Annotated in this window: 13 protein-coding genes and 1 pseudogene; 10 read left to right on the forward strand and 4 right to left on the reverse strand. The window is 61.6% G+C overall.

What is annotated here, in order from left to right:
• Positions 1 to 195 precede the first annotated feature (195 nt).
• The 7 genes and pseudogenes from ACE1BR_RS16585 to ACE1BR_RS16615 form a co-directional block, all read left to right on the forward strand.
• Positions 196 to 1515: an isochorismate synthase MenF gene (locus ACE1BR_RS16585; RefSeq protein ID WP_374872180.1), complete on the forward strand. Its 1320-nt coding sequence runs from the start codon at positions 196 to 198 to the stop codon at positions 1513 to 1515.
• A gap of 32 nt (positions 1516 to 1547) precedes the next feature.
• The gene (menD, locus tag ACE1BR_RS16590; RefSeq protein ID WP_374872182.1) at positions 1548 to 3308 is read left to right on the forward strand and encodes a 2-succinyl-5-enolpyruvyl-6-hydroxy-3-cyclohexene-1-carboxylic-acid synthase; all 1761 of its coding nucleotides are present in this window, start codon (positions 1548 to 1550) and stop codon (positions 3306 to 3308) included.
• A complete protein-coding gene (menH, locus tag ACE1BR_RS16595) occupies positions 3268 to 4071 on the forward strand; it encodes a 2-succinyl-6-hydroxy-2,4-cyclohexadiene-1-carboxylate synthase (RefSeq protein ID WP_374872184.1) in 804 nt (267 codons plus the stop codon). The genes menD and menH overlap by 41 nt, the downstream gene beginning before the upstream one ends.
• Positions 4072 to 4169: 98 nt before the next feature.
• Positions 4170 to 5030: a 1,4-dihydroxy-2-naphthoyl-CoA synthase gene (gene menB, locus ACE1BR_RS16600; RefSeq protein WP_148612261.1), complete on the forward strand. Its 861-nt coding sequence runs from the start codon at positions 4170 to 4172 to the stop codon at positions 5028 to 5030.
• A complete protein-coding gene (gene menC, locus ACE1BR_RS16605; protein WP_374872187.1) occupies positions 5030 to 5959 on the forward strand; it encodes an o-succinylbenzoate synthase in 930 nt (309 codons plus the stop codon). Before menB ends, menC begins: the two co-directional genes overlap by 1 nt.
• A complete protein-coding gene (locus ACE1BR_RS16610) occupies positions 5910 to 7355 on the forward strand; it encodes an AMP-binding protein (protein WP_374872189.1) in 1446 nt (481 codons plus the stop codon). Before menC ends, ACE1BR_RS16610 begins: the two co-directional genes overlap by 50 nt.
• Positions 7356 to 7605: 250 nt before the next feature.
• Positions 7606 to 8385: pseudogene (locus ACE1BR_RS16615) on the forward strand (vancomycin high temperature exclusion protein); the annotation flags it as partial.
• Between the two features lie 95 nt (positions 8386 to 8480).
• Here the strand turns inward: ACE1BR_RS16615 and ACE1BR_RS16620 are convergent.
• The 3 genes from ACE1BR_RS16620 to ACE1BR_RS16630 all read right to left on the reverse strand — a co-directional run bounded on the left by ACE1BR_RS16620 (position 8481) and on the right by ACE1BR_RS16630 (position 12026).
• Entirely contained in the window at positions 8481 to 9497 is a 1017-nt protein-coding gene (locus tag ACE1BR_RS16620; protein ID WP_374872191.1) for a chemotaxis protein, read from the reverse strand.
• A 151-nt stretch (positions 9498 to 9648) separates the two neighbouring features.
• Entirely contained in the window at positions 9649 to 11718 is a 2070-nt protein-coding gene (locus tag ACE1BR_RS16625) for a tRNA(Met) cytidine acetyltransferase TmcA (RefSeq protein ID WP_374872193.1), read from the reverse strand.
• Positions 11715 to 12026: an HlyU family transcriptional regulator gene (locus ACE1BR_RS16630; protein WP_185228209.1), complete on the reverse strand. Its 312-nt coding sequence runs from the start codon at positions 12024 to 12026 to the stop codon at positions 11715 to 11717. The genes ACE1BR_RS16625 and ACE1BR_RS16630 overlap by 4 nt, the downstream gene beginning before the upstream one ends.
• 137 nt (positions 12027 to 12163) lie before the next feature.
• Between ACE1BR_RS16630 and ACE1BR_RS16635 the strand changes: the two genes are divergently transcribed.
• The 3 genes from ACE1BR_RS16635 to ACE1BR_RS16645 all read left to right on the forward strand — a co-directional run bounded on the left by ACE1BR_RS16635 (position 12164) and on the right by ACE1BR_RS16645 (position 13561).
• Positions 12164 to 12370: a bacterioferritin-associated ferredoxin gene (locus ACE1BR_RS16635; RefSeq protein ID WP_374872195.1), complete on the forward strand. Its 207-nt coding sequence runs from the start codon at positions 12164 to 12166 to the stop codon at positions 12368 to 12370.
• Between the two features lie 83 nt (positions 12371 to 12453).
• Positions 12454 to 12930, forward strand: a complete 477-nt coding sequence (gene bfr, locus ACE1BR_RS16640; RefSeq protein WP_374872197.1) for a bacterioferritin — start codon at positions 12454 to 12456, stop codon at positions 12928 to 12930.
• A gap of 172 nt (positions 12931 to 13102) precedes the next feature.
• Positions 13103 to 13561, forward strand: coding sequence for a methylglyoxal synthase (locus tag ACE1BR_RS16645; RefSeq protein WP_374872199.1), 459 nt, complete (start codon positions 13103 to 13105; stop codon positions 13559 to 13561).
• A 277-nt stretch (positions 13562 to 13838) separates the two neighbouring features.
• On the opposite strand, the gene ACE1BR_RS16650 is transcribed toward ACE1BR_RS16645, so the two are convergent.
• A complete protein-coding gene (locus ACE1BR_RS16650; protein ID WP_374872201.1) occupies positions 13839 to 14990 on the reverse strand; it encodes an iron-containing alcohol dehydrogenase in 1152 nt (383 codons plus the stop codon).
• Between the last annotated feature and the right edge of the window lie 137 nt (positions 14991 to 15127).

The raw sequence follows: 15127 nt of genomic DNA on the forward strand, positions 1-15127 counted from the left end.
AACAATCGGATATTGATCGTGTTAAGGGTTATCGAACCGGATTTGGGTATACTTGCCCCCGGAGAGTTAAGCTCTCACGGGCGATTTACATGGACGAATGGGCAGATAATATATAGGAAATCATCGCCCTTTGGCATAAACCTACGCCATCCTGCTACGGGATCGGTCGTTACTACCCGGCTCAGACAAGAATCCATGTTGGCTCAGACCCATATCAAGCAACAACTGGACGCCCTGCGTCACAGCAACGTCAGCGGTTTCGTGCGGTTGCGAGTGGCGATCGAGATCCGCTCTTTTCTGGGCTGGCTCGCGGCGCAAACCCTCTATCCCCGCATCTACTGGCAGGCCCGTGGAGAGGATCGCCCTGAATATGTCGCGCTGGGCGCCATCCATGAACTGACCGAGCCACACGCCATCAAGCAGGTGTGCGCCAACGCCAGCCAGCATCACGATGACAGCCCCCGCTACTACGGCGGATTGGCGTTTGATCCGGCTCAATCCGGCTGGCAGGGCTTTGGCCCCTGCCGTTTCGTGCTGCCCCGCATTGAGCTGGTACGCCGTGGCGAATGCGTCAGTCTCTGCCTAAACCTGTGGCTGGATGACAACAATCTCGAGGCCGAACTGCAAGCTGCCGAAGCAGCCCTCGATGCCCTGCGCCCGGAAGCGCCGTTGCCCGCGCTGCAGAAACAGCCCTGGCAGCGACAGGATTGCCCCGGCCCGGCCCAGTGGCAGACGCTGGTAGAGCGTGTCACCGCCCCCGATTTTCAGGCCAACACCCCCAAGGTAGTGCTGTCGCGAGAGAGCGTCCTGACCAGCCAACACAGCGATGGCGATATTTGCCCCTGGGCCATGCTCGACCAGTGGGCCCGCCACGCCCAGGACTGCTTCCACTTCGGTTTTCAATTCTCCCCCGAGCAGGCCTTTATCGCCTGCTCCCCCGAACGGCTCTACCGCCGGGAAGGGAGCCACCTCTTTACCGAGGCGCTGGCGGGTACCATCCGCCGCTCCGGTGATGAGGGTATCGATGCCCAGCTGGCCGCCGAACTGCTGGCAGACAGCAAAAACCGGCTGGAGAACCGGCTGGTACACGCCGACATCCTCAGCCGACTGGCGCCGCTGGCCCATGATGCCACCCTGACCGAGCCGCGCATTCTCAAACTGCGGCTGCTGCAACATCTCAAGTGCGATATCGAGGCCGAACTCAAACCCGGTGTCTGCGACTGGCAACTGCTCGACGCCCTCCACCCGACTCCTGCGGTGGGAGGTGCTCCGCGCGAGGCGGCGCTGGCCTTCATCCGCCAGTTCGAGCCCTACGATCGGGGCTGGTACGCTGGCGCCTGCGGCATGCTGAGCCGGGAAACCTCGGAGTTCTCGGTCGCCATTCGCAGTGCCCGCATTCAACCGGGCAGTGTCACCCTGTTTGCCGGTGCTGGCATTGTCGCCGGTTCCGAGCCTGCCGCCGAGTGGGCCGAACTCGACAACAAGATCGCCAATGTGCTCTCCCTGCTGGGATAGCCATGACCCCTTTTCAACCCGCGAGAGCCCCTATGCCGATCAGTAAAGAGCCTGCCAGCGAAGAGTTTGCCTGTTCCCCGTTTTCGAGCCAGCACGCCACCTTCAATCACGTCTGGTCCTCCCTCTTGCTGGAGGAGCTCTTTCGCCTCGGGGTACGCGATATCGCGCTGGCCCCTGGCTCCCGCTCCGCACCGCTCACCATGGCGGCTGCGGCCCATCAGGGTTTTCGCCGTCATCTGCACTTTGACGAGCGTGGTCTCGGATTTATGGCGCTAGGGCTGGCCAAGGGGAGCAACCGGCCGGTGGCGGTGATCATGACCTCGGGCACCGCGGTGGCCAACCTCTGGCCCGCGGTGGCAGAGGCACAGCTCACCGGCGTGCCGCTGATTATTCTCTCCGCCGATCGCCCTCACGAGCTTATCGACAACGGTGCCAATCAGGCGATCGACCAGCAGGGGATCTTCGGCCGCTACCCCGTCTATCAGCAGAACCTGCCGAGCCCCACCCCGACCATTCCGGCCGCCTTCGTGCTGAGCTCGGTGGATCAAGCCTTGGCCAAACAGGCGCTCACCCCCGGGGTGGTGCACTTCAACTGCATGTACCCCGAGCCGCTCTACCCCGGCGAACACTATCAGGATTTTGGCGACTATCTGGCCCCCCTCGGTGACTGGCTCGGCTCGCACAAGCCATGGAGTCCGTGGCAACAGAGCGTACCGGCCTGCCCACCACAGCCCGAGTGGAGCGAGTGGCAGCACAAGCGCGGAGTGATTGTGGCCGGACGGATCACGGATCCCGCACAGGCTCAGGCGGTCGCCACACTGGCGGAACAACTCGGCTGGCCGCTGCTGGCAGACTTGCAGAGCCAGATCCGCTGCGATAACCGCAATCTCATCCACATGGATCTGGCGCTCAACGACCCTGAATTCGTCGCCGAGCTGGGCCGCGCCGAGGTGCTGCTGCAATTTGGCGCACGGCTTATCTCCAAGCGGCTCGGCCAGTTCATCAAACACCATTCATGGCTGGATTACTGGCTGGTGGACCCGCAACCAGCGCGGCTCGACCCCGACTATCGGCTGCGCAACCGGCTACTCTGCAGTGCCAGCGCCTTTGCTGCAGCCCATCCGGTCACCACCGCTCAGGTCACCTGGCACCGGCTGGCCGAGCTGCAACACAATGCCAGCCAGCAGATCACCGCAGCCTGCGATCGCTTCTCCGAGCTCGGGGTCTGCCATCGCCTCAATCGCCTGATCGAGGGGCAACTTTTTGTCGGCAACAGCATGCCAGCCCGACTGATGGATATGCTCGGTGAAACGGGCAAGGGGCCGAGTCAGGTGATGACCAACCGCGGCGCCTCCGGCATCGACGGCCTGATCGCCACTGCCTACGGTTTTGCCCAATCGATCGAACCGGACAGTGATGAGCCCACCACCCTGCTGCTCGGCGATCTGAGCGCCCTGCACGATCTCAACAGCCTCGCGCTGCTTGGCAAGGCGAGCCGACCGCTGGTGGTGATCCTGCTCAACAACGATGGCGGCAGCATCTTCCGTATGTTGCCGGTGCCCAGCGAAGGGGAGCTGCTGGAGAGCTACTACAGGCTGCCCCACGGCCTCGGTTTTGCACATGCCGCTGCCATGTTTGGCCTCTCCTATCGGGCGCCGACCACCTTGGCCGAGTTCGAGCACGATTACCGCGCCGCCCTCAAAGATGGCGTTACCTTGATCGAGATCCGGGTGCCGAGCGAGCAGGTAGCCGATGATCTCAAGGCGCTTGGAGCCGCAATCCGTGGTAAATAAGGGCGACGATGCGCCACTGCCGCTGGTGCTGCTGCACGGTCTGCTGGGGGATAGTGGCGACTGGCAACCGGTCATCGACCGGCTGCCCGCCAGCCACTGCATTGCCCTCGATCTGCCGGGCCACGGCAGCCATCGCGATCTGACTGTCGATGGTTTTGAGCAGAGCCACCAGTGGCTGGTTGCCGAACTGGCAAGCCGCAATATTGAGCGCTATCTGCTGGCGGGCTATTCGCTGGGGGGGCGACTGGCTCTCTATCACGCCAGTCGGGAACCCGCCGGGCTGCGGGGGCTACTGCTGGAGAACTGCCACCCGGGACTACCGGCCAGTGAACGGGCCGCCCGCATCCAGCACGATGAGCTGTGGGCACAGCGCTTCGAGCGCGAGCCCTTGGCTGACGTGCTGGCAGACTGGTACCGGCAAGGGGTGTTTGCCGATCTCGACGACGCGGCCCGGGCCCGCCAGATCGCCCGCCGCCTTGGCAACGACGGTCAGGGCATCGCCACCATGCTGCGCGCCACTTCGCTAGGCAAGCAGCCGGATCTCGTCCCCTGGCTCATGGCGAGCCAGCTGCCAGTGACTTATGTGAGTGGCAAGCGGGATCACAAATTCCATCAGCTGGCTTGCCAGCTGGCGAGCCAACATCGCAAAATCAACCACTTGGTGCTTGATGGCGGCCACAATCTGCACGCCCATCAGCCCGACTCCTTTGCCCGACTCCTCGCGGAGTGGGTCAACCAACAAGAAGAGACGAGTCATGATTGAAGCAATGACGGAAGCTGAACTGTACGCTCTGGTTCAATATGCCGGGATTGCTCAACTCTGTGCTCAACTGCGCTCAACCAGATCAGAAGGAAAAAACCATGATTGAAGCAATGACAGAAGCGGAACTGTACGCTCCTGTTGAGTGGCAGGATTGCTCCGCCGGTTACGAGGACATCCTCTATCACAAGTCCGACGATGGCATTGCCAAGATCACCATCAACCGTCCCCAGGTCCGCAACGCCTTCCGCCCACGCACCGTCAAAGAGATGCTGCAGGCGCTGGCCGATGCCCGTTATGACGATCATATCGGCACCATCATCCTGACCGGTTTTGGCGAGAAAGCCTTCTGTGCCGGCGGCGACCAGAAGATCCGTGGCGACTACGGCGGATACCGCGATGACGAGGGAACTCATCACCTCAACGTGCTCGACTTCCAGCGCGACATCCGCACCTGCCCGAAACCGGTGGTTGCCATGGTGGCTGGCTACGCCGTCGGTGGCGGCCACGTACTGCACATGATGTGCGACCTGACCATCGCCGCCGACAACGCCCAGTTTGGCCAGACCGGCCCGAAAGTCGGCTCCTTCGACGGCGGTTGGGGTGCCTCCTACATGGCTCGCATCGTCGGCCAGAAGAAGGCCCGCGAAATCTGGTTCCTCTGCCGCATGTACGATGCCCAGCAAGCCCTCGACATGGGTCTGGTCAACACCGTCGTGCCGTTGGCGGATCTGGAGCGCGAAACCGTGCGCTGGTGCCGCGAAATGCTGCAAAACAGCCCGATGGCGCTGCGCTGCCTGAAAGCGGCCCTCAACGCCGACTGTGATGGTCAGGCAGGGTTGCAGGAGCTGGCTGGCAATGCCACCATGCTGTTCTACATGACCGAAGAGGGTCAGGAAGGCCGCAACGCCTTCAACGAAAAACGTCGCCCCGACTTCTCCAAATACAAGCGGAACCCCTGATGACACTCGCCCTGTATCGCTATCAACTGCCTTTTACCCAGCCACTGACCTTTCACGGCAAGGTGGAGGTGGCGCGTGAGGGGCTGTTGGTGCGCATTAACGACGGCTGGGGGGAGATTGCCCCCCTGCCCGGCTTCTCGAAAGAGAGCCTGCAACAGGCAGAGGCGGAAGCCCTTGCCGCGCTGGCGGCCATCGCCGCTGGCGAGACCCCGAACTCCGTGCTGCCGTCGGTGCAATTTGGCTTCGACTGCGCACGCCGGAGATGGCCCGAGCAGAGCAATCCGCTGCCGGAGCCCTATCCCCTCATTCAAGGCTCCCCGCAGGAGCTGCTGAAAAACTGGAAAGAGTGGCTGCATCGCACCCCGAACAAAGCCAAGCTGAAGGTCGCCCGCTACCCGATGCGTGACGAGCTGGCGCTGATCCGCCTGCTGTGTGACCGAGTGCCCTCCCTCAAGCTGGTGCTCGATGCCAACCAGGGGTGGACTCGCGAGGAGGCATGGACCTTCTGCGGCCATCTCGACCCGAACCGCATCGAATATCTGGAAGATCCCTGCGCTGACTTTGCCGATATCGCCTTTGTCGCCAACCGTACCGGCATGCCGGTCGCGCTGGATGAACTGCTGGCACAGGGCAAGCCGTGGGAGCCGATCCCGCAACTGCGTGCGCTGGTGCTCAAACCGACCCTGCTGGGTTCACTGGCCAACTGCGAAGCACTGATCGCCCAAGCCCATGAGCTGCGACTCAAAGTGATCATCTCCTCCTGCTTCGAATCGGATCTGGGCCTGAACCAGCTGTTCCATCTGGCTGGCGAATGGGCACCGGAACAGGCGCCAGGGCTGGATACCCGCCGCTGGATGGCAGGCAATCTGTTGGGCGATGATGGCAAGCCAGACCTCGACCAGCTGGAACAGCTCTTTTACCGTGATTGAATCAGCTGATCACCAGAAGCCGGAGAGCTGTCCAGTCCGCCACTGGGCAGCACTCGCCCCGGATCGCATCGCCATCCACACCACCACAGCGCTGACTTACCGTCAGCTCGATCAACGGCTGAACAGCCTCTGCCAACAGCTGGCTGACGCCGGGATCCGGCGGGGTGACCACCTCGCCGCCGTGGTGCGCGGCGCACTGGAAGATGTGCTGCTGGCGTGGGCCTGCGTGCGCAGCGGCGTGGTGTTCTGCCCGCTCAATCCCGCTTTCCCGCTGGCCCGCCAACACGAGCTCGCCACCCTGCTCGACGCAACAGCCTTCTGGTCGGCCAGCGAGATCCCGGCGGGCAATTGGCAGCCCTTGCAACTCGACTTCGAGCGCGAACTGCGGGCCAACGAGGAAGCATGGCCACTTGAGCCGACCCAGCTCAACAATATGATCCTCACCTCGGGCTCCAGTGGCACCCCAAAATCGGTGGTGCACCGGCTGAGTAACCACCTTGCCTCGGCGCGGGGCTCTGCCGCCCTCATTCCCCTTGATAAGGAGTGCGGTTGGCTGCTCTCCCTGCCACTGTTCCATGTTGGCGGTTACGCCATCCTGTTTCGAGTCTTTCTGGCGGGTGCCAGTCTGGTGCTGGATCAGCGCGAGCGGCCCCTCAAGGAGCGGTTGGAGTGCCAACCCATCACCCACCTCTCGCTGGTGCCGACCCAGCTCTGGCGCCTGCTGGCAGAAGGCTTTGACCCCGCTCACACCCGCCTGCGCGAGTTGCTGCTCGGTGGCGCCGCCATTCCACAGCCGCTAGTGAGCCGCCTCTGCGCCATGGGGCTCGTTCCCAAGGTTAGCTATGGCCTCTCCGAGATGGGCAGTCAGGTCTGCACCGCCATCCCCGGCGATGCTGGCGTGGTTGGCAAACCGCTACCGGGACGGGAAGTGTGCATCAAGGAGCAAGAGATCTGCGTGCGTGGTGCCACCCTGTTTGCCGGTTACTACCGGGCGGGCGAACTGGAACTGCCACTCGATGAGGCAGGCTGGTTTCATACCCGCGACAAAGGGGGCTTTACTGCAGTTGGCGCACTGATGGTGGAGGGGCGACTCGACAACCTCTTTATCTCGGGCGGGGAGAATATCCAGCCAGAAACCATCGAGCAGCGACTGGTGAATCATCCCGCTGTCGCCCAGGCACTGGTGGTTCCGGTACCTAGCGACGAGTGGGGACAACGTCCCGCCGCCTTTATCGGCTGGCATGGCGAACCGGTTCCCTACCCCGAACTGGCAGCCTGGATCCGCAGTACCCTGCCCGGCTTTATGGTGCCCGACCAGTGGCACCCCTGGCCCGATCTAGGCGGCCATCTCAAACCGCAGCGCAAACAGTATCAACAGCTCCTGCTACGGCAATAGTTCCCCACATCAGGCAGCAAGCGATAACGGCACGATGCTGTTTACCAGACCGCACGTCATTCATGTCATGATCCCGCATCCATCGCTTGCTGGGGAAGAGCTGTTTTTTTAACGAGCAACAATGTCCAGACCCCATAACTGCCGTCTGCCACGGCCGAGGCGCAGAGCGCTATCTGCTCTAACGTACGGAGAGGAGTTGTAATAGAATGCCGGAAGTCATTCCCAACTTCAGACCAAAATCGCATCACGCATGAAGAAGTTTGCCAAGATCCTCCTCGCCTGCCTGCTGTCACTGCTGGCCCTGATTGCCTCGGTGCTGGCATATAGCGAGTGGATCGTCTCGGATGCACGCCACTACACCTATGACAAGGTGAGCGAAGTGCCATACAACCGGGTTGCGGTGGTGCTGGGCACCTCCAAATACCTCTCGGGCGGTGGCCCCAATCACTACTTCAAGTACCGCATCAAAGCGGCGGCCGAGCTATACAACAATGCCAAGGTGGACTACATCCTGGTCTCCGGCGACAACGCCACCCTGCAGTACAACGAACCGCGCCAGATGCGACGCGCCCTGATCAAGGCGGGCATCCCGGCCACAGCCATCTATATGGATTTCGCCGGATTTCGCACCCTCGACTCGGTGGTCAGAGCCAAGGAGGTATTCGGTCAGGATCGCTTTACCGTGGTATCCCAGGGCTTTCACAATGAGCGGGCCATCTTTATTGCCCGCCACTTTGGCATCGAGGCTGTCGGCTTCAACGCCGAGGATCCCAGTGCCTATCAGGGTATCCGGACCCGGATCCGCGAGGTGTTTGCCCGGGTGATGGGGCTGGTCGATCTCTATGTGCTGGACAAGGGACCCAAGTTCCTCGGTGAACCGGTCCATATCGGTCTGCCGCTCCCCTGTCTATCTCTGAGTACTCTCGGCACCCTGCAACCTTGCATTAAGCCACCCAAACCCGCTGAACCGCTGGCAAAACCTGCGATCGAACTGCCAGTCGCTCCCTCTTCGGCCAGTGCCAGCGTCGCTACCTGAGCGGGATAGCTGACCAGCACACCACGTATGAATGTAAACAAGAACGGCCACCCCATGGGGTGGCCGCTTTGCTGCTGGTTAATCCGGTATCAGATATTGTTGGCGGGTGAAGGAGGTGCAATGCCCAGCAGCAGGTGATCCATCATCCCCACCATACGACCAATTTCCGGTTTGGTGATGGTATCGTTCGCCCCCAGTTGCAGCGCCTTCTGACGGTTGTCATCGCTCATCAGCGAGGAGAACATCACGATGGGCATCTCTTTGTAGGAGGGGGTATCCCGCAGTCGTTTCAGCAGGTGCATGCCATCCATCCGTGGCATCTCCACATCGGTGATCACAGCGTTGACGAAGCCGGAGACCGGCATTTTCTCCTCCTGCGCCAGGCGATCGAAATCCGTCATCATCTCCAGTCCGTCGCCCCCATCCTTGGCAGTGATCACGTTGTAGCCAGCGGTACGCAGGGTAGTCTCGATCATCTTGCGGATAAAGGCCGAGTCGTCCACCACCAGAATGGTCTTGCCCTGACGCAGCGCCATCATGCGATCGTCGATGAGCACCTTGCGATCCTGGGTGACATCGTACTTCTCCATGCTGAGCTCGGGGTTGATGTCGGCGATGATCTTCTCGAAATCGAAGATCATGATAAGGTTGCCATCGCGCCTGACCACAGCCACCACGCAGTCGTTCTCCCCCGCCTCCAGAAACTGGCTGGGGGACTCCACGTCATTCCACGACACCCGATGGATCCTGCTGACACTGTCGATCAAAAAACCATTGGCCATCTTGTTGAAGTCGGTGACGATCACCACCTTGTGACTGGGGTCAGGGTTGGTTTTGATACCCAGCCAACCGGCCAGATCCACCAGCGGGATCAGCCGCTCCCGCAAGGAGAAGACACCCACCATATGGCGCTGGGCATTGGGGTAGTCGGTGGTCTCTGGCACCCGGATCACCTCGCGCACCTTGGCGACGTTAATCCCGTAGTAGGCGATCTTCTCGCGCCCGTCTGGCAGCTGTTTCTTGAGGTGAAATTCGATGATCTCGAGCTCGTTGGTGCCGCTCTCGGTCAGAATGGATTTACGCTCTTCCCCATCTTTGGCCATCATGGTGACTCTCATGCTCTGGTTGCGCAGGCAGCACTCCGCTGCGGTTTTCCCTCAGTATAGGAATGGATCCGCCCCTACTGGGACAGATCCCTAAAACTCTGTTCCTAACCGTTTGATCCCGCGCAAAAGCAGACACATCAGGCTTCGATTGTCACTCCTGAGGCAGCAGGCGGCCCAGCAGAGCCCGTAGCGCCTTGATAACGGCGGGCTTGCCCGCCAGCTGCAATCTCGCAGCCAGTCGCCCCCAATCGGCATACTGCCAGATAGCAGCGATCAGCAGATGACGTTCATCCAGTGTGAGCTCTGCCAATCGTGGCAGATTACCCACCAGCCACAACTGCAGGCTCGACTGGCTCAGTTCAAACGGCTTGTGATGATGGGCAAAGCATTCAATCTCGTCGCGCTCGAACTCGCCAAGCTCCGGCACGGTGACGGTACTGCCTTGCAGGCATTGCCATACCAACTCGGGATCCAACGCGCTCAACTCGCCCGCCAGCAGGGTCGGCAGCTGGCGTACAAAACGCTGCTGCCATTGATTCAACTCGGTCTCATGCTCGGGTTTCAGCGCTTTGAGCAGCAGAGCTGCGTGGCAGCCGCTGGCGGCATCCCGCTGCAGGCCGATGCGCAGCACCGCCAGTCCGGCCTTGCGCCAGAAGGGGAGCAGGTCGGCGCTGGCCGAAAAAGCCGAGCCGAGGTAGTCGGTGCCAATCTGGCGATAGTGCTCCTCAAGCTTGCCAAGCAGCAGCGACCCCAGACCGTGGCGATGCAGCTCGGGATGGATGGCGATGCGCATCACCCGGGCGTAGCTGCGCCCCCCCGCGGTTTTGAAACCGGCATGAGCCAGCAGCGACTGGGGCAGCAGATGACCGCGCGGACGACGACGCCCGGCCCAGATCGCCTCGGCCAGCTCGGGATCTATCTCCCCTTCCCGCGCCACCAACGCCACTCCCAGCAGGCTGGCATCCTGCTCTAGCAAATGAATGTCGAGATCCGGGCTCTCCAGCAAGGACCTGAGATCGCTCGGCGTGGTCTGGTAGTGAGCCAGCACCAGCAGGCCGAACAGCTGGTTGAGCAACACCTCGTCGCTCGCCAGCGCCTCCTGACTGACCAGACGCCAGCTCGGACTGGTCGGCGGCATGGGAGTTGCGACTTCGGCATTGAGGCCGAGCAGGCGGAAGATCAGCGGCTCCAGCGGATCGCGCTCACTCCAGCGAATGGGCTCAGAAAGGTGGATCTCCTGCCACTCCGGGGTCTGGTTATCGAGCACCCGTTTGAAGCGCAGGTGAAAACCGCGACCCGTCCCCTCGTAACCGTGCTCGGTGGTGGCAAACACGATGCGGCTGTGGCGGGCCAGCATGGCTTCAAGCAGCGGGGTCGGAATGGCCGCCGCTTCATCCACCAGCAGCAAATCGGGTTGCAGCTCTTCATGTACCAGCCGATCCGGCGAGCAGTAGCTCAGCCCGGCCAGCTGGTCCGGCATCTGTTCCGACGTAGTATCTAACCCGCGAGCGGCGTGGGCAAACAGGGTCGCGACCGTCGCCTGTGAGGGGGCCGTCACCACTATGTTCAACCCGGGCTGCTGGCGCAGCAGCTCGGCGGCAGCCAGTCCCAGCAGCGCACTCTTGCCGCGACCGCGGTCGGCGCTCAGCACCAGCGGACGGCGGCGATGACCGTGTAATACCTTGTGGATGGCGGGCAGTGCCCGTGCCTGATCGCAGCTCAGCCTGCGTTCGGGCCCTATCGGTTGCCACGGCTGCGAGCAAACCGGCGGCTCCAGCGAGAGGGCAGGATCCCCCGCCAGCAACCGCACCAGCCGGGCGATAAAGCCGTGACCGGCCCGACTAGCCTCCTCCGGCTGGGCCACCAGCCGAATTCGGTCGGGGTCCGGCCATACTGGCCACTGCGCTCTGGGTGGGGTCAGCAGCAACAGCAAGCCACCGGCACACAGAGTGCCTGCCAGCGCCCCGAAGGCGTCGGGGTGAAAGCCGCTGAACGCATTGAAGACGAGCGTGTCACACTCCTGACCGAGCCGCTGCAGCGCCTTGGCAGCGGGTTGCGGGGCATAACACTCTGGCCCCGCCCCCAGCCAGAAGATGCGCTCGCCGAGCAGAGATTCGGTGCGGGCAATGCAGTCGGCCTCCTCCCCTTCCAGCCAGATCAGGCGTCGCTCACCGGCGCGGGCCAGCGCCTCGCGCAGGCTGTTGAGCTCTGGCGACGTCATGAGGCCTGGCTGTCAGCCGGTTTGCGGGGCTCGAACATGCGATCCCCCATCTGATCAATAAAGGTGTGGGCCTTCTGCACCATGAAACGCTCGGCATCGGCCGGGTTGGCAAACAGATCGGAGCGGATAAAGCGATGGGTTTGCAGCACGCCGTCCACCTCTTTGGTGATGCGGCCCGCCAGCCGGTACTGGCCACCTTCGGCCATGGGTTCCGGATAGATGAGATAGCCTGCATATTCGGTGGGGGTGACTTCCGGTGCCTTGGCTGGCTCGCCCCCAAACAGGGCGCTGAACAGTTTCTTGAGCATGATGGTTCCCTCTGTATCAGGGCATTCTCCCCAAGGGGGTGACAAGTGGCAAGCGGGGGATCTTATTACCAATGGTTATTTGCATTGCGAACCACTCTCATTTAGATTTCACTCAATTTCATATGAGGTAATCCACCATGTACGTCTGTTTGTGCCGCGGCATCACAGATACCCAGATCCGCAAGGCGGTGCAGTCAGGTAACAGCGAGTTCCGCCAGCTCAAGCAGTCGCTCGAGGTGGGCGCCCAGTGCGGCAAGTGCGTGCGCATGACCATGGCGATCATCGCCGCCGAGCTCGACAAGATGGAGCAGGAACAAACCCCGCTCTACTACGAAGTGGCCTGACCCGCCGCCATCCCGAAGTCGTCATGTTTCTCGACTAAGCTCTGATGATTGCCACCTCAGGTACGAATCAAGGAGCACTGTCGATGAAAGGAGACCCCAAGATCATTGCCCACCTCAACAAGGTGCTGGCCAATGAGCTGATAGCCATCAATCAATACTTCCTGCACGCCCGCATCTACGATGACTGGGGCCTCAAGGCGCTCGGGCACAAGGAGTATCATGAATCCATCGACGAGATGAAGCACGCCGACGAGCTGGTCAAGCGGGTACTGTTTCTCGAAGGGCTGCCCAACCTGCAGGATCTCGGCAAGCTGCGCATCGGCGAAACGGTGGAAGAGATGCTGCGCTGCGATCTGTTGCTGGAGATGGATGCCATTCCCGACCTGAAAGTGGCCATCGCCTACGCCGAATCAGTGCAGGACTACATCAGCCGCGACCTGTTCCAGAAGATCCTCGAGGATGAGGAGGAGCATGTGGACTGGCTGGAGACCCAGCTCGACCTTATCGATCGCATCGGGCTGGAGAACTACCAGCAGGCACAGCTGCACCACGGCTCCTGAGCCAATCCAGAACAAAACAGCAGAGACCCGCCAGCGCGGGTCTCTTCGTTTGGGCCACCATTGCCCGAAAACTTTTCGACAGGATCACAGTTAATACGCCCCAAGCAGCATCTGCCATGGCTTTCGATTAGGATACTGCTCTCTTCCAATCACAATGCTACGGACGATTTCCATGGAACAGATTGCACGTGAGATGGCCCCCCACAAACGGGTGGCGCTGGTGGCTCACGACAACATGAAAACCCCTCTGCTGAACTGGGTGATGCGCCGCAAAGAGGAGCTCAAGCTCCACCATCTCTATGCCACCGGCACCACCGGCACCATGCTCGGCAAGAAGGCGCAACTGCCCATCACCTGCCTCTTGTCCGGCCCCATGGGCGGCGACCAACAGCTCGGCGCCCTGATTGCCGAGGGCAAGATCGATGTGCTGTTCTTCTTCTGGGATCCTCTCAATGCGGTGCCGCACGATCCGGATGTGAAGGCGCTGCTGCGACTGGCCGCGGTATGGAACATCCCGGTCGCCACCAACGAAGCGACCGCCGACTTCCTCATGGACAGCCCCCGCATGCAGCAAGCGTTCAGCGTGCAGATCCCGGACTACGCCGGCTACCTCAAGGCACGCACCGAGTAACAGATCCGCCGGATACACCAAGGGCCGCAGCAAGCGGCCCTTGTTATTGCCGGGGATAACCCCTGGTCAGTACGAATTGACCGGAAGATCGGCCAGCGGGATTTGCCAACCATGATGAAACAGGCAGCTGACGTGGCCGCCATATTGTTTCACCTGTGCAACCAGAAAATTATTTAACCAAGTATTTTTGCAACAATCTCGTTTAGCGCGGACGGCTGCCATGATGGCAGTCAGATGAGAGCAGGCCCCCGATCTCCTCATCACACCTTCTGGCTGTTCATAACGCCCGGGCGAGAATGCGCGCCACCCGATCCGGGTCGATATCCTGCTGCTCACCGAGCGCGGTGCGCCCGACCCGCTTGAGGTTGGAGCAGACCGCCGGAATGCAGCTTTCGCTCAGGCCATAGTCGGCCAGCCGGGTGCCCAGTCCCATCTTCTGGAAGAACTGCTCGGTGCGGATAATCGCCTCCTCGATGCGCAGGGCCTTGTCCTCGCGGGTCGAATGCCACACTCGCTCGGCAAACTGGGCCAGCTTCTCCTGCTTCTGGCTCGCCCGTTCACGCAGCAGTGAAGGGAGCACCACCGCCAGACTCTGGCCGTGATCAAGTCCGTAGAGGGCAGTCAGTTGATGGCCGATGGCGTGAGAGGCCCAATCCTGCGGCACCCCGCAACCGATAAGGCCATTGAGCGCCAGACTGGCGGCCCACATCAGATTGGCCCGCACCTGATAGTTGGTCGGTTCCGCCAGCGCCCTGGGGCCATTCTCCACCAATACCTGCAGCAAGCCTTCCGCCAGCCGATCCTGCACATCGCCCCCCACCGGGAAGGTGAGGTACTGCTCGGTGATATGGATGAAGGCATCCACCACCCCGTTGCCGGTCTGACGGGCAGGCAGACTGTAAGTGGTCGCCGGATCGAGCACCGCGAATTGCGGCTGTACCAGCGGACTTCTGAAGGAGATCTTCACATCCCCGCGGCTCACCACCGAGGTGGGATTGTTCTCGGATCCGGTGGCGGGCAGGGTCAGCACGCAGCCCATCGGCAGCGCCTTGTGGACGCTCGCCTGCTTGCCGCAGATATCCCAGGGATCGCTTCCCTCATAACAGGCTGCCGCGGCAACAAACTTGGTGCCATCCACTACCGAGCCGCCACCGACCGCCAGCAGGAAGTCGATGCGCTCGCGCTTCACCAACGCCACCGCCTCCATCAGCAACTCATATCTGGGGTTAGCGCCAATGCCGGAAAACTCCTGCCACGTCACCCCTTCCAGCGCCTGGGTCAGCTGTTCATAAACCCCGTTCTGCTTGATGCTACCGCCGCCGTAGAGCACCAGCAGGCGGCTGCCTGGCGGGATCAGCGTTGGCAGGCTGGCGATCTGCCCCTCACCAAAACAGATGCGGGTCGGGTTGGCATATTGGAAGTTGTACACGGCGGGATCCTCGACTTGAACAGAGCGAGGACATTGTGCGCCTGCAAGGAGGTGAGGTCAAAAGAGGTGGCAGAACCTTGCCCACTGGCGGTCGACATCGGCCCATCCGGGCCGACCTGATCGAGGATAACGGGAAG

Origin of the sequence: Aeromonas sp. MdU4, assembly GCF_041929505.1 — a bacterium.
In the GTDB taxonomy this organism is placed as follows: Bacteria; Pseudomonadota; Gammaproteobacteria; order Enterobacterales; family Aeromonadaceae; genus Aeromonas.